Source organism: Pseudonocardia endophytica (genome assembly GCF_004339565.1).
Classification (GTDB): Bacteria; Actinomycetota; Actinomycetes; order Mycobacteriales; family Pseudonocardiaceae; genus Pseudonocardia; species Pseudonocardia endophytica.
The window spans coordinates 952,962-970,145 of sequence record NZ_SMFZ01000002.1 but is presented as its reverse complement, the minus strand read 5'-3'; the positions used below and the strand labels follow the sequence as shown (position 1 = coordinate 970,145).

Annotated in this window: 16 protein-coding genes; 12 read left to right on the top strand and 4 right to left on the bottom strand. The window is 72.8% G+C overall.

Translation table 11 applies throughout. The features are described from left to right. Nucleotides 1–87: 87 nt before the first annotated feature. The 6 genes from EV378_RS23420 to EV378_RS23395 all read left to right on the top strand — a co-directional run bounded on the left by EV378_RS23420 (nt 88) and on the right by EV378_RS23395 (nt 6,128). Entirely contained in the window at nt 88–747 is a 660-nt protein-coding gene (locus EV378_RS23420) for a response regulator (protein WP_132429599.1), read from the top strand. Then, nucleotides 744–1,994: a GAF domain-containing sensor histidine kinase gene (locus EV378_RS23415; protein WP_243653732.1), complete on the top strand. Its 1,251-nt coding sequence runs from the start codon at nt 744–746 to the stop codon at nt 1,992–1,994. The genes EV378_RS23420 and EV378_RS23415 overlap by 4 nt, the downstream gene beginning before the upstream one ends. 18 nt (nt 1,995–2,012) lie before the next feature. Further along, nucleotides 2,013–3,443 (top strand): form I ribulose bisphosphate carboxylase large subunit, encoded by a 1,431-nt coding sequence (locus EV378_RS23410; protein WP_132429598.1) that lies wholly within the window; start codon nt 2,013–2,015, stop codon nt 3,441–3,443. 12 nt (nt 3,444–3,455) lie between these two features. Beyond that, entirely contained in the window at nt 3,456–3,905 is a 450-nt protein-coding gene (locus tag EV378_RS23405) for a ribulose bisphosphate carboxylase small subunit (RefSeq protein ID WP_132429597.1), read from the top strand. A gap of 40 nt (nt 3,906–3,945) precedes the next feature. Next, nucleotides 3,946–4,980: an AAA family ATPase gene (locus EV378_RS23400; protein WP_132429596.1), complete on the top strand. Its 1,035-nt coding sequence runs from the start codon at nt 3,946–3,948 to the stop codon at nt 4,978–4,980. Nucleotides 4,981–5,252: 272 nt separating this feature from the next. Beyond that, nucleotides 5,253–6,128 carry a LysR family transcriptional regulator gene (locus tag EV378_RS23395; protein WP_132429595.1) on the top strand — a complete coding sequence of 292 codons (876 nt, stop codon included), beginning with the start codon at nt 5,253–5,255 and terminating at the stop codon, nt 6,126–6,128. Between the two features lie 73 nt (nt 6,129–6,201). On the opposite strand, the gene EV378_RS23390 is transcribed toward EV378_RS23395, so the two are convergent. Together EV378_RS23390 and EV378_RS23385 are read right to left on the bottom strand one after the other, a co-directional pair. Beyond that, the gene (locus EV378_RS23390) at nt 6,202–7,437 is read right to left on the bottom strand and encodes a cytochrome P450 family protein (RefSeq protein WP_132429594.1); all 1,236 of its coding nucleotides are present in this window, start codon (nt 7,435–7,437) and stop codon (nt 6,202–6,204) included. A 34-nt stretch (nt 7,438–7,471) separates the two neighbouring features. Then, nucleotides 7,472–8,209, bottom strand: a complete 738-nt coding sequence (locus tag EV378_RS23385) for a TetR/AcrR family transcriptional regulator (protein ID WP_132429593.1) — start codon at nt 8,207–8,209, stop codon at nt 7,472–7,474. A 49-nt stretch (nt 8,210–8,258) separates the two neighbouring features. On the opposite strand from EV378_RS23385, the gene EV378_RS23380 reads away from it, so the two are divergent. Genes EV378_RS23380 through EV378_RS23360 form a run of 5 tightly spaced genes read left to right on the top strand, consistent with a single transcriptional unit; the run spans nt 8,259 to nt 13,973 of the window. Then, nucleotides 8,259–9,032 carry an enoyl-CoA hydratase-related protein gene (locus tag EV378_RS23380; protein ID WP_132429592.1) on the top strand — a complete coding sequence of 258 codons (774 nt, stop codon included), beginning with the start codon at nt 8,259–8,261 and terminating at the stop codon, nt 9,030–9,032. A 24-nt stretch (nt 9,033–9,056) separates the two neighbouring features. Then, complete coding sequence (locus tag EV378_RS23375; protein ID WP_132429591.1) at nt 9,057–9,944, top strand: transporter substrate-binding domain-containing protein; 888 nt, start codon at nt 9,057–9,059, stop codon at nt 9,942–9,944. A gap of 52 nt (nt 9,945–9,996) precedes the next feature. Beyond that, nucleotides 9,997–11,232 carry a methyl-accepting chemotaxis domain-containing protein gene (locus EV378_RS23370; protein WP_132429590.1) on the top strand — a complete coding sequence of 412 codons (1,236 nt, stop codon included), beginning with the start codon at nt 9,997–9,999 and terminating at the stop codon, nt 11,230–11,232. Nucleotides 11,233–11,289: 57 nt separating this feature from the next. After that, nucleotides 11,290–12,039, top strand: a complete 750-nt coding sequence (locus tag EV378_RS23365) for an FHA domain-containing protein (RefSeq protein ID WP_132429589.1) — start codon at nt 11,290–11,292, stop codon at nt 12,037–12,039. Beyond that, complete coding sequence (locus tag EV378_RS23360) at nt 12,039–13,973, top strand: serine/threonine-protein kinase (protein WP_132429588.1); 1,935 nt, start codon at nt 12,039–12,041, stop codon at nt 13,971–13,973. The genes EV378_RS23365 and EV378_RS23360 overlap by 1 nt, the downstream gene beginning before the upstream one ends. A gap of 10 nt (nt 13,974–13,983) precedes the next feature. Here EV378_RS23360 and EV378_RS23355 read toward each other — a convergent pair whose 3' ends face one another. Beyond that, nucleotides 13,984–16,002, bottom strand: a complete 2,019-nt coding sequence (locus tag EV378_RS23355) for a protein meaA (protein ID WP_132429587.1) — start codon at nt 16,000–16,002, stop codon at nt 13,984–13,986. A gap of 195 nt (nt 16,003–16,197) precedes the next feature. On the opposite strand from EV378_RS23355, the gene EV378_RS23350 reads away from it, so the two are divergent. Then, nucleotides 16,198–16,524: a hypothetical protein gene (locus tag EV378_RS23350; protein ID WP_132429586.1), complete on the top strand. Its 327-nt coding sequence runs from the start codon at nt 16,198–16,200 to the stop codon at nt 16,522–16,524. A 213-nt stretch (nt 16,525–16,737) separates the two neighbouring features. Here the strand turns inward: EV378_RS23350 and EV378_RS23345 are convergent, their stop codons facing one another. Then, complete coding sequence (locus EV378_RS23345; protein ID WP_132429585.1) at nt 16,738–17,178, bottom strand: VOC family protein; 441 nt, start codon at nt 17,176–17,178, stop codon at nt 16,738–16,740. Nucleotides 17,179–17,184: the final 6 nt, after the last annotated feature.

Here is a 17,184-nt window from a genome sequence, read left to right as displayed (position 1 = left end):
TCGGGAACGACGCTAGATCGCCGGATCCCCGCTGCCCTCCCCCGCGCCGGGGGTCCGGAGGGGGAGAACGCGACGTAGCGTGGGGGGATGGCACCGGGTCCGCTGCGGCTGGTGGTCGTCGACGACCACGAGATGGTGGTCGCCGGGCTGAAGGCGATGCTGGCTCCGTTCGGCAGCCGGGTCCGGGTGGTCGGCTCCGCGAACGGCGCGGCGGAGGCGCTCGACGCCGTCACGTCCCTGCGGCCGGACATCGTGCTCTGCGACGTCCGCATGCAGGGCGACAGCGGTCTGGACCTGTGCCGTCGGCTGCTGGAACGGATCCCGGACCAGCGGGTCGTCCTGCTCTCCGTCTACGACGACGAGCAGTACCTGTTCCAGGCCCTGCGCGCCGGGGCGGCGGGTTACCTGCTCAAACGGATCGGCGGCGAGGAGCTGGTCCGGCACCTGGAGCTGGCCGCGGGCGGCACCACCGTGATCGACCCGACGATGGCCGGGCGCGCGGCCGCGACCGCCGCCCGTCTGGACCGCGACGAGTTCTGGCCGGGCGCCCACCTCGGCCTCACCCAGCGCGAGAGCGAGGTGCTGGCGCTGCTCGTGGCCGGTCGCAGCAACAAGGCGATCGCGGCCGAGCTCGTGATCGGCGACGAGACGGTGAAGAGCCACGTCCGGTCGCTGCTGCGCAAGCTGGAGGTGCCGGACCGGACGGCCGCCGTCGCGGTGGCGCTGCGCGAGGGCGTCGTCCGGTGACCGGGCGGGACGGGATGTTGCGCGGCCTGGGGCTCGACGACCCGCAGCGCGAGAACGCCGTCCTGCTCGCGATCATCGAGGCCACCGCGAACGGGCCCGGCGTCGAGCCGCTGGCCGCCGCCGTCGCGAAGGTCATCACGGACGCGACCGCGACCGACGTCTGCTTCGTGCACGTCCTCGACGACACCGACCGCTCGCTCACCCTGGCCGGCGCCACCCCGCCGTTCGACGCGCAGGTCGGGACCGTGCACCTGCCGTTCGGCCAGGGTGTCTCCGGGTGGGTGGCCAGCATGCGTACGCCCGTCGTGATCGTCGACGACAAGCGCTCCGACCCGCGCTACCTCCCGATCCCGGAGCTGCGCGGCGAGGACTTCACGTCGATGGTGTCGGTGCCGATGACCAGCGAACCGGCCGGGCTGGCCGGCGTGCTGAACCTGCACACGCGCAGCCGCAGGGAGTTCGACGACGGCGACGTCCGGTTCCTGCTCGCGATCGGCGGCCTGCTGGCGGGCGCCGTGCACCAGGCCCGGATGCACCGCAGGCTGCGCACCCGCGAGCAGGCGCACGAGCGGTTCTCCGAGCAGCTCGTCGCGGCCCAGGAGTCCGAGCGCGGGCGGCTGGCGCGGGAGATCCACGACGGCATCTCCCAGCGGCTGGTCAGCCTCTCCTACCACCTGGACGCCGCGCTGACGCTCGTCGACCGCGACGACCCGCGGCAGGCCCGCGCCGACCTGGAGTCCGCCCGCGACCTGGCGGGCACCGCGCTCGGCGAGGCCCGCACGGCGATCGGTGCGCTGCGCCCCCCGGTGCTCGACGACCTCGGGCTCGGCGGCGCGCTGACCGCGCTGGCCAGGGACCTGCCCGTCGAGGACGTCCGCCTGGAGCTCGACGACGAGCGCGTCCCGGAGCACGTCGAGGTCGCGCTGTACCGGATCGCCCAGGAGGCCCTGCAGAACGTGCAGAAGCACGCCCGCGCCGCCGCCGTCGCGATCCTGCTGGAGATCGCGGGCGACCAGGTCCGGCTCAGCGTCTCCGACGACGGCGTCGGCTTCGACGTGTCACCGCTCGGCCCGTCGAGCGGTGGCTACGGGCTGGCCTCGGTGCGCGAGCGAGCCGACCTGATCCGCGGCACGGCACGCGTCGAGTCCCGGCCCGGATCCGGGACGACGCTGACGATCACCGCTCCCCTCACTTCGCCAAACGACGAAGAGTCGGCCGAGAACACTCGATTGTCTGTCACAGAATAACTCCGCACTCTGAGTCGCATGAGCGACCGATGGAGCGCGGGTGTCATCCCCTACGCGGAGATGGGGTACTGGCAGCCCGACTACGTGCCGAAGGACACCGACCTGCTGTGCGCGTTCCGCGTGACGCCGCAGGAGGGGGTCCCGCCGGAGGAGGCGGGCGCCGCCGTGGCGGGCGAGTCCAGCACCGCGACGTGGACCGTCGTGTGGACCGACCGCCTCACGACGTTCGAGCACTACCAGGCCAAGTGCTACAAGATCGAACCCGTCCCCGGCGCCGAGGGGCAGTGGATCGCGTACATCGCCTACGACCTCGACCTGTTCGAGGAGGGCTCGATCGCGAACCTGACCAGCTCGATCATCGGCAACGTGTTCGGTTTCAAGCCGCTCAAGGCGCTGCGCCTGGAGGACATGCGGATCCCGGCGCACTACGTCAAGACGTTCCCCGGCCCGCCGCACGGGATCGTCACCGAGCGGGAGTACCTGAACAAGTTCGGCCGGCCGCTGCTCGGCGCCACGACGAAGCCGAAGCTCGGCCTGTCCTCGCGCAACTACGGACGCGTCGTCTACGAGGCGCTGCGCGGCGGACTCGACTTCACCAAGGACGACGAGAACATCAACTCGCAGCCGTTCATGCGCTGGCGGGACCGGTTCCTGTCCTGCATGGAAGCGGTGAACAAGGCCCAGGCCGAGACCGGCGAGGTCAAGGGCCACTACCTCAACGTCACGGCCGCGACGATGGAGGACATGTACGAGCGGGCCGACTTCGCCCGCGAGCTCGGCAGCGTGATCGTCATGGTGGACCTGACGGTCGGCTACACGGCGATCCAGTCGCTCTCGAAGTGGGCGCGCCGCAACGGCGTGATCCTGCACCTGCACCGGGCAGGGCACGGCACGTACACGCGCCAGAAGAGCCACGGCGTGAGCTTCCGCGTGATCGCGAAGTGGATGCGCCTGGCGGGCGTCGACCACATCCACGCGGGCACGGTCGTCGGGAAGCTGGAAGGCGACCCGAACGCGGTGCACGGCTTCTACGACGTGCTGCGCAAGAACTCCTACGCGGCGGATCCGGTGAAGGGCCTGTTCTTCGACCAGGAGTGGGCGTCGATGCCGGCCACCATGCCGGTCGCGTCCGGCGGCATCCACGCCGGTCAGATGCACCAGCTGCTGCACCACCTCGGCGAGGACACCGTGCTGCAGTTCGGCGGCGGCACGATCGGTCACCCGATGGGCATCGCCGCGGGCGCCGAGGCGAACCGCGTCGCCGTCGAAGCGATGATCAAGGCGCGCAACGAGGGCGCGGACTACCTCGCGCAGGGCCCGGAGATCCTGCGCGAGGCCGCGAAGCGGAACAAGCCGCTGGACATGGCGCTGACGACATGGGGCGACATCACGTTCGACTACGCCTCGACGGACACGCCGGACGTCGCCGCCACCCCGACCTACGCCTGAGCAGGAGGAGACATGCGGATCACCCAGGGCACGTTCTCGTTCCTGCCCGACCTGACCGACTCCGAGATCACCGCACAGATCGCCTACGCGCTCGAGCACGGCTGGCCGTGCTCGGTGGAGTTCACCGACGACCCGCACCCGCGCAACACGTACTGGGAGATGTGGGGCCTGCCGCTGTTCGACCTGGCCGACCCGGCCGCCGTGATGGAGGAGGTGACCGCGTGCCGGGACGCGCACCCGGACCACTACGTGCGGGTGCTCGCCTACGACGCGTCGCTGGGCCGCCAGACCATCGCGCTGTCGTTCCTCGTGCAGCGCCCCCGGGAGGAGCCCGGGTTCCGGCTGGACCGGGCAGAGGGCGCCGACCGGCAGATCGGCTACTCGATCCACCCGTACGCGACCGAGCAGCCCGCCGGCTCGCGGTACGGCGACCGCCACCGGGAGAATGGCCGTGCCCGCTGACGGTCGCGTCCCGTTCGGTGCCCCGTCCCGTTCGTCCAGTATGGACGTCTCGGGCCAGGACCGTGGCGCGTCGGATCCCGGACCGCGGAACGCGGCCGTCCGGGACGGCACCGGCGCAGGTCCCGGTCCGCCGGACGCGATCGCCGCGGCCCGTCCACAGTGCACTGTCGATCCGGGCGTCGGTCCGGAGCTGGGCCCGCAGGACACCGTCGACCTGGGTTCCGTGCGCCGCGAGGCCGGTGTGGACGACGTGCTGGACGCCCTGGACCGTGAGCTCGTCGGGCTGGCACCGGTCAAACAGCGGCTGCGCGAACTGGCGGCGCTGCTCGTCGTGGACCGGGTGCGGGAGCGCTTCGGCGTCGCCACCGCCCGACCGACGCTGCACATGTGCTTCACCGGCAACCCGGGCACCGGCAAGACGACGGTCGCCCAGCGGATGGGGACGTTGCTGCACGGGCTCGGCTACCTTCGCCGGGGGCACCTGGTCACGGCCACCCGCGACGATCTCGTCGGCCAGTACGTCGGACACACGGCGCCGAAGACGAAGGAGACCGTCGGGAAGGCGATCGGCGGCGTCCTGTTCGTCGACGAGGCGTACTACCTGCACAAACCCGGCAACGAGCGCGACTACGGCGGCGAAGCCATCGAGATCCTGCTCCAGACCATGGAGACCCACCGCGACGACCTGGTGGTGATCCTCGCCGGCTACGCGGACCGGATGGACGCGTTCTTCACGGCCAACCCGGGGATGCAGAGCCGGGTCGCGCACCACGTGGACTTCCCGGACTTCTCGGTCGACGAGCTGACCGTGATCGGCGAGCGGATGGTCGGCGAACTCGGACTGGACCTGTCCGACGAGGCGTCGTCGGCGCTGCACGAGTACCTCACGCTGCGCGTCGAACAGCCGTGGTTCGCCGGGGCGCGCAGCGTGCGCAACGCGCTCGACCGGGCGCGCATGCGTCAGGCGCTGCGGCTCGCGCAGTCCGGGGAACCCGTCGGCCTGACCGACGTCCGGACGCTCACCGCGTCGGACCTGCGTGCCAGCAGGGTCTTCGACGGCGGCCTGCCCCGCTGAGCCGTCGTCCCACCGGGGGGCGCACCACCGCACCCCCGGCGCGCCGCACCCCTCCCCGGCGTGTCGCACCTGCTGCAACGGATGCGGCACGCCGGCCCGGGGTGCGGCACGTGGCGCCGAGGTGCGGCGCGGCGCCGGGGCACGCACCACCCACCCCCGGCGCGTCGCACCCACCCCCAGCGCGCCGCACCCTTCCCCGGCGTGTCGCACCTGCTGCAACGGGTGCGGCACGCCGGCCCGGGGTGCGGCACGCGCCGACTACGGTGGGTCGCGTGACTACCACGGCCCGGATGCGTGCGTTCGTCGCGCTGGCCGAGGACGGGTCGGTGCGCGGGGCGGCGGGCCGGCTGGTGGTCACCGAGTCGACCGTGTCCGCTGCCGTGCGGGCGCTGGCCGAGGAGGTCGGGGTCGCGCTCGTCGAACGCGACGGGCGGGGCGTGAAGCTGACTCCGGCCGGGCGGCGGTACGCGACGTACGCCCGGCGCGTGCTCGGACTACTCGAGGAGGGCGCGGCGGCGGCCCGCGGGGAGGCCGATCCGGAGCACGGACGGGTCCGGCTCGCGGCCGTGACGACGGCCGGCGAGCATCTCCTGCCGGACCTGCTCGTCACGTTCCGCAGGATCCACCCCGGCGTCGGCGTCGAGGTGGACGTCGAGCCGAGCGGCCGGGTCTGGCCGATGCTCACCCACCACGAGGTGGACGTCGTGATCGCCGGCCGCCCGCCGTCCGCATCGCCCGAGCTGCGGGTGCGGGCCGTGCGGGACAACTCGCTGACCGTCGTCGGAGCGCCCGGCGGGACGTTCGACCCGGCGACGGCGACGTGGCTGCTCCGCGAGTCCGGCTCCGGCATCCGCACGACGCTGGCCACCGTGCTGGACGCCCTGCCCGTCGCGCCGCCGCAGCTGGTGCTCGGCTCGCACGCCGCGACCGTCGCCGCCGCCAGGGCCGGACTGGGCGTCACGCTCGTGTCCCGGGAGGCGGTGCGACGGCTGCTCGCCGACGGCGACCTCGTCGAGCTACCGGTGCCCGGCACGCCGCTGGAGCGTCCGTGGCACGTCGTCACGCACCCGGACGCGACGGCCAGCACCGAACTGCTCGTCGCGCACCTGCTCGACACCGACGGCTGGCACGCCCCCGGCCGGGCGTGATCGGCCCGAGCAGAGGAATCCGGCCACCAGCGGCCGGCATCCACCCCCGTCGCCGATCACGCTCCCGGGCCGGTCAGCCCAGGCGCACCGGGAGTTCGGCGACCCGGCTGAACCCCGGCCGCGGCGCCCACCCGGCCTCGCCGTCGATCGAGAGCCCCGGGAACCGCTCGAACAGCGCACGCAGCGCCACCTCGGCCTCCTGGCGGGCCAGCGCAGCACCCAGGCAGTAGTGCGGGCCCTGCCCGAACCCGACGTGCCCCTCGCCGCGACCGGTCTCCCGCGCCAGGTCCAGTTCGGACGGGTCGGAGAACTCGCGCGGGTCGGTGTTGGCGGACAGCAGCAACGGCGTGACCGGCGAGCCCGTCTCGATCGTCACGCCGCCCAGCTCGACGTCCTCGGACGGATACCGCATCTGTCCGAACTGGACCGGGCCGCGCAGGCGCATCAGCTCGTTCACGGCCTGCGGCCACCGGCCAGGGTCGGCCGTGAGCGTCGCGAGCTGGTCCGGGTGGGCGAGCAGCGCCAGCACCGAGTTGCCCACCAGGTGCGCCGTCGTCTCGTGCCCTGCGATCACGATCGCGAAGATCATGGTGACCATCTCGCGGTCGGTGAGCCGGTCGCCGTCGTCCTCCTGGGCCTGCACCAGACCGGTGATCAGGTCGTCGCGGGGCTCGGCGCGCCGCTGCGCGATCACCTCGTGGACGTGCTCGACGGCCGCGCGCATCACCTCCGGGATCCGTTCGCGGTCCATCGAGGACAGCACGCGGCCCCACTCGTGCCACTGTGGACGGTCGGCCTCGTCGATGCCGACCAGCTCGCAGATCACCGCGATCGGCAGCGGATAGCAGAACGACTCGACCAGGTCGACCGGCGACCCGTCGGAGCCCGCCGCCGCGAGCTCGTCGAGCAGGCCTGCGGTGATCTCCTCGACGCGCGGGCGCAGCTCGGACACCCGCCGCACGGTGAACGCGCGGGACACGAGCTTGCGCAGGCGGGTGTGGTCGGCGCCGTCGGTGTTCAGGATGTTCTCGGACAGGTAGGCGACCATCTCGTCGTCCAGCCCGAGCTGCTTGCGCATCTCGCTGTTGACGTCCTTCCCGCCGGCCACCGAGGCCGGGTTGTTCAGGAACCGCGGATCGGTGAGCACGGTCCGGACGTCGTCGTAGCGGGTGACCAGCCACATCGGCGGGCCGCCCATCATCGAGCCGGTGAGCACCGGCGCCTGCTCGCGCATCCGCGCGAACGCGCCGTACGGGTCGGACATCAGCTCCGGCGAGAGCAGGTCGACGGGGCCCTCGGTGGTGGTCATGGGAACTCCCCTTCTTCTTCTCCGACGTCCGGGGTCACCGGGCGCGACGGGTCCACTCGTCGTCGATGTGGGCGACGAGGGGTCGGTAGAGATCGGCGACGCGACCGGCGACGGCCGCGGCGCCGGACGGGTCGGCCGGTCCGGCGAGCAGCGCCCGCACCGCGTGTTCGAGCAGCTCGCCGCGCCGGGCCGGGTCGGTCGGGGTGAACGGGTCGACCTCGCTGCCCGCGGTGTTGGCGGACAGGAAGAAGCCGAACGTGACCGCGCCCCAGCTGTGGATCTGCTCGTCGACGGGCAGGTCGTCGGTGACCAGCCCGGCCTCGCGCAGCAGCCGGAAGTGCTCGCGCACGATGCCGTTGCGCACCCGGCCGAGCTCCCCGAGCGTCGCGGCGGCCTCGTGTGCGAGACGTCCGAGCGCTTCGGCGTCGCCGAGATAGAGCACCCGCGCGACGGGGTCGGCCTGCAGCCGGTCATGGGTCCAGCGGGTCATGCCCCATGGCATGGCGACGACCGGATCGGCGGCCATCCGGTCCGCGAGGTCACCGAAGAGCCTCCGCTGCGAGCGGAGCAGGACCGTCAGGAACAGCGCGTCCTTCGTGCGGACGTGCAGGTAGACCGTGCCCTTCCCGACGCCGGCGTGCCGCGCGACGTCCTCGACCGTCACCCGCCGGTACCCCCACCGGACGAGCAGCTCGGCCGCCGCGTCCAGGACTCGGTCCATGCGCCCGTCGTCCCCGGATGACTCGGTGACCGGATTCGCGGATCTGGTCATACGGTCACGGTAGACCCACCGGAGCCGCAAGTCGAGTTAGATTCGCGTCATGGCCGACTACGAGCACCTGCTGGTCAAGCACGACGGCGACACCGTGCGCATCACGATGAACCGGCCGGAGCGGCGCAACTCGCTGACCGAGGGGCACCTGCGCGAGCTGCTGGACGCGTTCGAGACGGCCGGGCGCTCCGATGCCACCGGGATCGTGCTGGCCGGCGAGGGCAAGGCGTTCTCCTCCGGCCACGACTTCGGCGACGTCGCCGCCCGCGACCTGGCGGGCGTCCGCGACCTGCTGCGGCTGTGCACGCACGTGATGCGCACCGTCGAGTCGGTGCCGCAGGTGGTGATCGCCCGGGTGCACGCGACGGCGTGGGCGGCCGGCTGCCAGCTCGTCGCGTCCTGCGACCTGGCCGTGGCGGCGGAGTCGGCGACGTTCGCGCTGCCCGGCGGCAAGGGCGGCTGGTTCTGCCACACGCCGGCCGTGCCGGTCGCGCGGAACATCGGCCGCAAGCGGCTGATGGAGATGACGCTGACCGGCGACGCGATCGACGCCGCCACGGCCGCCGAGTGGGGCCTGGTCAACTACGCCGTCCCGGACGACGAGCTGGACACCCGCACCGACGAGCTGCTGGCCCGGGCCACGCGCGGCAGCCGGTTCTCCAAGGCCGTCGGCAAGCAGACGCTCTACGCGCAGCTCGACCGCCCGGAGGCGGACGCGTACGCGATCGCGTCCGAGGTGATGGCGTCGATGTCGCAGAGCGACGGGGCGCGCGAGGGCATGGCGTCGTTCCTGGAGAAGCGCCACCCGCACTGGACCGACTGAGAATCGCTTAGGCTCCCGCATGTCATGAGCACGGAGCTGACGCGGCGGCGGTTTCTCGGCCTCGCCGGTGCGGGCGCGCTGAGTGCCGCCGTACTCGGCGGCTGCGGACGGGAGAGCGCCGACGCGCTGACCCGCGTCCGCGCGGGTGGCCAGATCGCGATCGGCCTGTCCCAGCTGGAGCCGTTCTCCTACACGGACGCCTCCGGACGACCGACCGGCGAGAGCCCCGAGGTGGCCCGCGCCGTCGTCGAAAGCCTCGGTGGTTCCGGCCTGACCGCCGTCCAGGTGGACTACGAACGGCTGATCTCCGGACTGGGCGACGGTCAGTTCGACATGATCGCGATCGGACTGACGATGACGCCGCTTCGCTGTCAGCAGGTCGCGTTCTCGCGGCCGGACTACATCGCGAAGACCGCACTCGCCGTGCCGAAGGACAACCCGAAGGGCCTCGGAACGCTGGGCGGCGTCGCACGCAGCGGCGCCCGGCTCGGCGTGCTGGCCAACGGCGCGGAGATCGAGTTCGCGCGCGACGCGGGCGTGCCGGACGCGAACGTCACGACGTTCCCGAGTCAGAGCGCGCTGTTCCGCGGCGTCATCGACGGGCGGGTCGACGCCTCCGCACTGACCCGGATCTCGCTGCTCGACGAGCAGCGGCGCAACGCGGGATCGGACGTCGAGGTCACGGCAGGCTTCTACCCCACCGTCGGCGGCCGGCAGGTGATCGTCGGAGGCGGGTTCGCGTTCCGGCAGGGCGACGACGAGTTCCGCGCGGAGTTCGACCGCGCGCTGACCGACCTGCAGCGGTCCGGACACTGGCTCGACGCCGTGCGGCCGTTCGGGCTGACCGACGACAACCTGCCGCCACCGGAGCTGACGACCGCACAGCTCTGCGCACGTACCGCGCGGGCGTGACACGCGTGCCCTGACGTGCACGTCGGGTGGCCGATGGGAGAGGATCCGCCCCATGGCGTTGCGCATCGCCGGGTTCCCCGTGCCGGGTCCCGCGGACCTGCTGTCCGGGGCGTCCACGGTCGTGGAGTGGACCGGCGAGGCGGCGGGCGTCGTGGCGTCGCTGCCGAGCCGCGCGGGCGAGATGCTCGACGACCTCGGCGGCCTGCTGCAGCGCGTGCACGGCATCGCCGACCGGGTCGAGACGCTGCTGGACCGCGTCGACGGCGTCGCGGGGCGGGCGGAGTCGCTCGTCGAGCGCGTGGACACGGTCGTGGACGAGGCCAGCGGCATCGTCACCTACGTGCAGGGCGTGGCGGGCGACGCCGCCGGTCTGGTGAGCCGCGTCGGCCCGGTCGTCGACCACGCGACCCGCCTGGTGGAGCGCGTCACGGGCGTCGCGGGCGACGCGGAGGGCCTGGTCGCGCGCGTCGGGACGGTGGCAGGGACCGCCGAGGGACTGGTGTCCCGGGTCGACACCGTCGCCGGCAACGCCGAGGGGCTCGTCGACCGCGTCACGACCGTGGCAGGCACTGCGGAGGGACTGGTCGACCGCGTCGGCACGGTGGCCGGCACTGCCGAGGGCCTGGTCGAGCGGGTCGGCACCGTCGCGGGCAACGCCGAGGGGCTCGTCGAGCGCGTGTCCGTCGTCGCCGACGAGGCGACCGGACTGGTCAAGCGCGTCTCCGTGGTCGCGGACGAGGCGACCGGACTGGTCGAGCGTGTCTCGGTGGTCGCGGGCGACGCGACCGGGCTGGTGGCCCGTGTGGACGCGGTCGCCGACGACGCGAGCGGCCTGGTCGAGCGGGTGTCGCTGGTCGCCCAGGACGCGACCGGACTGGTGGCCAGGGTGGACGGCGTCGCGACCGAGGCCAGCGGCGTCGTCGACGCCGCGAACACGGTCGCGCGCGACGCGGCCCACGTCGTCGAGCAGGCGTCCGGTGCCAGCGGTCAGGCGACCGAGCTGCTCACGCTGTACGCGCCGCTGGCCAAGCAGGGCGCCCCGCTCGCGCAGCGGTTCGTCGAGGAGCTCTCCGAGGACGAGGTGCACGCGGCGATCCGCCTGGTGGACCACCTGCCGTCGCTCACCGACAGCCTCGAGACCGACATCATGCCGATCCTGGCCACCCTCGACCGCGTCGGACCGGACGTCCACGAGCTGCTCAACGTGCTCAAGGAGGTCCGGCAGGCGATCAACGGCATCCCCGGGTTCAACCTGCTGCGCCGCCGCGGCGAGCGGGACGAGAACTGAGCGCACGGTCACCGGCATCGGGACACAGGGTCGCCCGCACGCGAGGGGAGGTCGCACATGGACGCGGACACGGCGAGCGTGGAGAACACGCTGTTCGCCCAGGCCCTGAGCGGAGCCATCTCGGTCGGCCCGAAGCAGGGCCGCGAGCTGCTGTTCGGGCGCAACCGTCCGGAGGTGCACGTCTGCGTCGGTGAGGACGATCCCCAGGTCAGCAGGCAGCACGGGACACTGCGGTTCGACGACGGCTCGTGGTGGGTTCGCAACACCGGCCGCACCCCGATCCGCTTCCCGGACCGGCGGATGCTGTTCGAGTCCGAGGACCCGCTGCCGCTGACGTCCGGCTACACGCTGCTGTTCGTGACCGGCTCGAACGGCCGTGAGCACGCGCTCGAGGTCCGGGTCAGCGGCCCGGACCGGGCCCAGAAGATCCGCCCCGACGAGCGGACGCACGCGCCGCGGGTGTGGCCGATGGACGCCACCGAGCACCTTGTCCTGGTCGCGCTGGCCCGCCGCTACCTGCAGCACGAGCCGCAGCCCGCGCCGCAGTCCTGGCGGCAGGTGGCCGAGGAGATGCAGGTGGTGCAGCCGGCCGCCGGGTGGACGCACCGCAAGGTCGAGCACCTCGTCGCCGCCACCCGCACCCGGCTGTCCCGGGCCGGGGTCACCGGGCTGATGCGCGAGGAGTGGGGCGACCCGGTCGGCAACGCGCTGAACGAGAGCCTGGTCCAGGAGCTGATGCGGTCGACGACGATCCTGCCGACCGACCTCGCACTGCTCGACGACCTCGACACCTCCGACGAGGGCTGATGGGCGACGCACCCGGCGACCTGACCGAGGACCTGTTCGTGGCCGGTCGCTACCGGGTGCACGAGCGGATCGGCGCGGGCGGCATGGGCGTCGTGTTCCGGGCGACCGACACCCGGCTCAAGCGGCAGGTCGCACTCAAACGGGTGCTGCTGCGGGACGTCGACGACGACCGCGCCGCCGAGATCCGCCACCGCACGCTGCGCGAGGCCGAGATCGCGGCCAGGGTGCACCACCCGCGGATCGTGTCGATCTTCGACGTCCTCGACGACGCGGGCGGCCCACTGCTCGTACTGGAGTACCTGCCGTCGCAGAGCATGGGCGAGCTCGTCGCCGACGGAGGTGTGCTGACTCCGGGCGCCGCCGCCCGGGCGGGTGCCCAGGTCGCGGAGGCGCTGGCCGCGGCGCACGCGGCCGGGATCGTGCACCGCGACGTGAAGCCGGGCAACGTCCTGGCCGGGCCGGGCGACCCGCTGGGACCGGTCAAGCTCGCCGACTTCGGCATCTCGCACGTCCCGGAGACGTCGACGCTCACGTCGGAGGGCATCGGTACGCCCGCCTACTTCGCCCCGGAGATCGCGCGCGGTGACCGGCCGACGCCAGCGTCCGACGTGTACGCCCTGGGGGCGACGCTGTGTGCCGTCGCGCAGGGCTCCCCGCCGTACGGGTGGGGCACCGGCAACCCGCTGGAGCTGATCCGGCGGATCGGGCAGGACCCGGTTCCGGCTCCGACGGTCGGTGGGCCGCTCGGTGACGTGATCGCCCGGCTCACCGCGCAGGACCCGGCCGACCGGCCGACCGCGGCGAGCGCCGCCGAGTCGCTCTGGCAGCTGGCCGACCGCTACGAGCCCCTGCACCCGGTCGCGTCCGCGCCCGCACCGACCGGCGGCGCCGCGCCGACCGACGGCGCCGCGGCAGGCGGTGCCGCGGCGATCGGGGCGGAGCCGACCACGGGCCCGGAGGCCGGACGCCGTCCCTGGTACCGGCGGCCGGTGGTGCTCGCCGGTGCGGGCGTCGTCGTCGCGGCGGCCGTCGCGGGCGGTGTCCTGGTCGCCACCGGCGGTCCGTCCGGGGACGCGCCGGCGTTCCCGTCCACGGTGCAGGCGCTCTCCCTCGGCGACGACCGCACGGCCGATCCGTGCGCGCCGGTCCGCCCGGACGCGTTGCAGTCGTTCGGGAAGACCACGGAGGTCCCGGACTACGGCAACTTCGCCAGCTGCGAGATCTCGATCGCCCAGCGCGGGTCGGACACGATCGATGTGTCGAGCCGGTACCGCCCGTCGTCGACCACCCCGCCGGAGGGCGACCAGCAGCGGCTCGGCGACGCGCTGATCGTCCGCAGGCCCGCGGACGGCCCGAGCTGCCAGCGCTACGTCGTGCTCGCCGACGGCACCCCGCTGGAGATCACGGCGGAGTTCCAGCCTGCCGCGTCCGGGTCCCAGGGTCCGCTCGCCGACGTCTGCACCGTCGCCGAGGCCGCCGCCGCGTCGGCCGCCACCACGTTCGCCGACGACGGGATCGTGCGCCGGACCCCGCCGGCCAGCGGGCTCTGGACGAAGGACGCGTGCACCCTTCTCACCGCGGACGACCTGCGGTTCCTCCCGGCCGAGGACCGTTCCGACGGCTTCCGCAACAACGGCGGATGGCAGTGCGAGTGGGGCGACGGCAAGGACCCCGAGACGAGCGTCATGATCAGCTTCGATCGCTACGACCCGCCGCAGCAGACCGGTGACCCCGCGCCGGGGACGCCGGCGTTCATCGACCGCGACGAGCAGCAGGGCGTCTGCAACGCGGAGGTCCCGAAGCAGCCGTTCCTCGCCGTGGACGGCGAGCCCCGGACCGAGGTGCTGCGGGTCAAGACGGAGGGCCCGCTGGGCCGCGAGGAGCTCTGCGACCGGGCCGCCGCGCTCGCGAACGCCGCGAACGCCCGGACCTGACCGGCAGACGTCAGGACAGGCCGTTCGCCGTCCGGATCAGGGTGACCAGTTCGTCCATCATGTCCGTGAGCTGGTAGTCCTTCGGCGTGAACACGGCCGCGACGCCGTTCTCGCGCAGGTGCTTCTCGTCCTCCGGCGGGATGATCCCCCCGACGACGACCGGCACGTCGCCCGCGCCCTGGTCCTTCAGTCCCTGCACGACGGCAGGCACCACCTCGAGGTGCGAGCCGGACAGCACGGACAGTCCCACGGCGTGCACGCCCTCCTGCACGGCGGCGGACACGATCTGCGTCGGCGTGAGCCGGATGCCCTGGTAGATCACCTCGAACCCGACGTCGCGGGCGCGCACGGCGACCTGCTCGGCCCCGTTGGAGTGCCCGTCAAGGCCCGGCTTGCCGACCAGCAGCCGCAGCCGCTCGCCCAGCTCGTCGCCGGTGGCGCGGACCCGATCGCGGACCGTCCCGATCTCCGTGGCCGCCTCCCCCGTCGCGGCGGCCGCGGACACCCCGGTGGGCGCACGGAACTCGCCGAACACCTCGCGCAGTGCACCGGCCCACTCGCCGGTGGTCACGCCCGCCTTCGCGGCGTCGATCGAGACCTGCATCAGGTTGCCGTCGGTCTTGGCGGCGTCGCGCAGCGCGGACAGCGCCGACTCGACGGCGTCGGCGTCCCGATCGGCCCGCCACTGCTGGATGGACGCGATCGCCGCGCGCTCGGTCTCCGGGTCCACCGTGAAGATCGCCCCGGCGCCCTCGGCCTGCAGCGGGCTGGGCTCCGTCGTCTCGTAGGAGTTGACGCCGACGACGACGCGGGTACCGGCCTCCATCTCGCGGCGGTACTCGGCCAGCGAGCTGACCAGCTCGCCCTTCATGTAGCCGCTCTCCACGGCCGCGACGGCGCCGCCCATCTCCTGCACCCGGTCGATCTCCGCGCGGGCGCCCTCGACGAGCTCGGACACCTTCGCCTCGACGACGACGGAGCCCTCGAACAGGTCCTCGTACTCCAGCAGGTCGGTCTCGTAGGCCAGCACCTGCTGCATCCGCAGCGCCCACTGCTGGTCCCACGGCCGCGGCAGGCCCAGCGCCTCGTTCCAGGCCGGCAGCTGCACGGCGCGGGCGCGCGCGTCCTTGGACAGCGTGACGGCGAGCATCTCCAGCACGATCCGCTGGACGTTGTTCTCCGGCTGCGCCTCGGTCAGCCCGAGCGAGTTGACCTGCACGCCGTAGCGCAGACGTCGCTGCTTCGGGTTCTCCACGCCGTAGCGCTCGCGGGTGATCTCGTCCCACAGCCTGCCGAGGGCGCGCATCTTGCACATCTCCTCGACGAACCGCAGGCCCGCGTTCACGAAGAACGAGATGCGGCCCACGACGTCGCCGAACTTCTCCTCCGGCACCTGCCCGGAGTCGCGCACCGAGTCCAGCACGGCGATCGCGGTGCTCAGCGCGTACGCGAGCTCCTGCGTCGGCGTGGCCCCGGCCTCCTGCAGGTGGTAGCTGCAGATGTTGATCGGGTTCCACTTCGGGATCTCGGTGACCGACCAGGCGACCATGTCCGTGATCAGCCGCAGGCTGGGCGCGGGCGGGAACACGTAGGTCCCGCGGGACAGGTACTCCTTGACGATGTCGTTCTGCGTGGTGCCGGCCAGCTTGGCGCGGACCTCGGAGTAGTCCAGGCCGGACTGTTCGGCCTGCTCCTCGGCGACGGCGACGTAGAGCGCCAGCAGCCACATGGCCGGTGCGTTGATCGTCATCGACGTGTTCGCCTCGGCCATCGGGATGCCGTCGAACAGCGTCCGCATGTCGCCGATGTGGCTGACCGGGACGCCGACCTTGCCGACCTCGCCCTTGGCCAGCTCGTCGTCCGGGTCGTAGCCGGTCTGCGTCGGGAGGTCGAACGCCACCGAGAGACCGGTCTGCCCCTTGGACAGGTTGTTGCGGTACAGCTCGTTCGTCTTCTCGGCCGACGAGTGACCGGCGTAGGTGCGGATCACCCACGGACGGTCGCGTTCACGATCGGTCGGGTACGGCACCGGACACCTCCGCGTCGTTCGAACTCGCCTGATGCTACTGGCTGGTAGCGCGCAGGCCGCGCTGAGTCGTCGCTCGTCACACCCACGTGGGTGGGAAAGTACGCGAATGCGCGGGAAACCTCACACTGGATCGGTTCACCGGCTGACCGACCCGTCAGGTCGGCGGAGACCGCCCGAACGGCGCACAATTCCCGGATGGACATCCCGCCGTCGCTGATCGAGTACGGCGGCGCCGCACTCGTCCTCGTCCTGATGGCGGCGCTGCTGCGCTGGACCTTCGGGACGCAGAACTCGCGCCGTGTGCCGGCCGACAACCCGGACGACCCGATGGGCTCCGGTCTGCTGGAGGAGGTCACGCGAGTGCCCTCGGAGACGGCGGCGGGCCTGCTGCGACGACGGCTGGACGGGCAGGGGATCCGCGCGACGGTCGGGAAGGCCGAGCCGGAGGGCTACCGCGTGCTCGTGTTCCCGGACGACGTGGTGGACGCGAAGGTCGTGCTGTCCCGGCACTCGCAGGAGTAGCGCGCGTCACCGGGGTCCGACGCCACGGCACGTCGGGCTCAGCGCCGCGTCGCCCGAACGTCACACTCGACGGGCGGTCCGGCATCGAGTGGTGGGTTTCGGCGCCCCGCACCGCCCGAACGTCACGCTCGACGGATGAGGCACGATCGGGTGGCGGGTGTGGCACCGAACCCAGGCGACCCGACCTAGGACTCCTGACCAGCAGGAACACGCCTAGTCCAGGCAGAACTCGTTGCCCTCTGGGTCGGCCAGCACGATGTGCCCGGCGTCCATCGGCGGCGTCGGCTCGAACCTCTGCAGGCGCTCGGCGCCGAGCCCGACCAGGCGGTCCGCCTCGGCCTCCAGCGCCGCCATCCGGTCGTCGCCCTGCAGTCCGGGTGCCGCGCGCACGTCGATGTGCAGGCGGTTCTTGACGGTCTTCGGTTCCGGCACGCGCTGGAAGAACACCCGCGGACCCGCGCCGTCCGGATCCTCGACGGCGGACGCGTCGTTGCGGCGCTCCGGCGGGACACCCCACGCGTCGAGTGCCTCGTCCCAGGTCGCGAACCCGCCGGGCGGGCCGGGCACGTGGTAGCCGAGGGCCTCCGCCCAGAAGGCGGAGAGGGCACCCGGGTCGGCGCAGTCGATCGTGATCTGGACGGTTCGGGCGGTCATAGGCAC

Bases quoted from the DNA above. Each gene is read 5' to 3' on its own strand.
- EV378_RS23420 (WP_132429599.1), top strand. From the start codon at position 88: ATGGCACCGGGTCCGCTGCGGCTGGTGGTCGTCGACGACCACGAGATG.
- EV378_RS23410 (WP_132429598.1), top strand. From the start codon at position 2,013: ATGAGCGACCGATGGAGCGCGGGTGTCATCCCCTACGCGGAGATGGGG.
- EV378_RS23405 (WP_132429597.1), top strand. From the start codon at position 3,456: ATGCGGATCACCCAGGGCACGTTCTCGTTCCTGCCCGACCTGACCGAC.
- EV378_RS23400 (WP_132429596.1), top strand. From the start codon at position 3,946: ATGGACGTCTCGGGCCAGGACCGTGGCGCGTCGGATCCCGGACCGCGG.
- EV378_RS23390 (WP_132429594.1), bottom strand. From the start codon at position 7,437: ATGACCACCACCGAGGGCCCCGTCGACCTGCTCTCGCCGGAGCTGATG.
- EV378_RS23385 (WP_132429593.1), bottom strand. From the start codon at position 8,209: ATGACCAGATCCGCGAATCCGGTCACCGAGTCATCCGGGGACGACGGG.
- EV378_RS23380 (WP_132429592.1), top strand. From the start codon at position 8,259: ATGGCCGACTACGAGCACCTGCTGGTCAAGCACGACGGCGACACCGTG.
- EV378_RS23375 (WP_132429591.1), top strand. From the start codon at position 9,057: ATGAGCACGGAGCTGACGCGGCGGCGGTTTCTCGGCCTCGCCGGTGCG.
- EV378_RS23370 (WP_132429590.1), top strand. From the start codon at position 9,997: ATGGCGTTGCGCATCGCCGGGTTCCCCGTGCCGGGTCCCGCGGACCTG.
- EV378_RS23365 (WP_132429589.1), top strand. From the start codon at position 11,290: ATGGACGCGGACACGGCGAGCGTGGAGAACACGCTGTTCGCCCAGGCC.
- EV378_RS23360 (WP_132429588.1), top strand. From the start codon at position 12,039: ATGGGCGACGCACCCGGCGACCTGACCGAGGACCTGTTCGTGGCCGGT.
- EV378_RS23350 (WP_132429586.1), top strand. From the start codon at position 16,198: ATGGACATCCCGCCGTCGCTGATCGAGTACGGCGGCGCCGCACTCGTC.
- EV378_RS23345 (WP_132429585.1), bottom strand. From the start codon at position 17,178: ATGACCGCCCGAACCGTCCAGATCACGATCGACTGCGCCGACCCGGGT.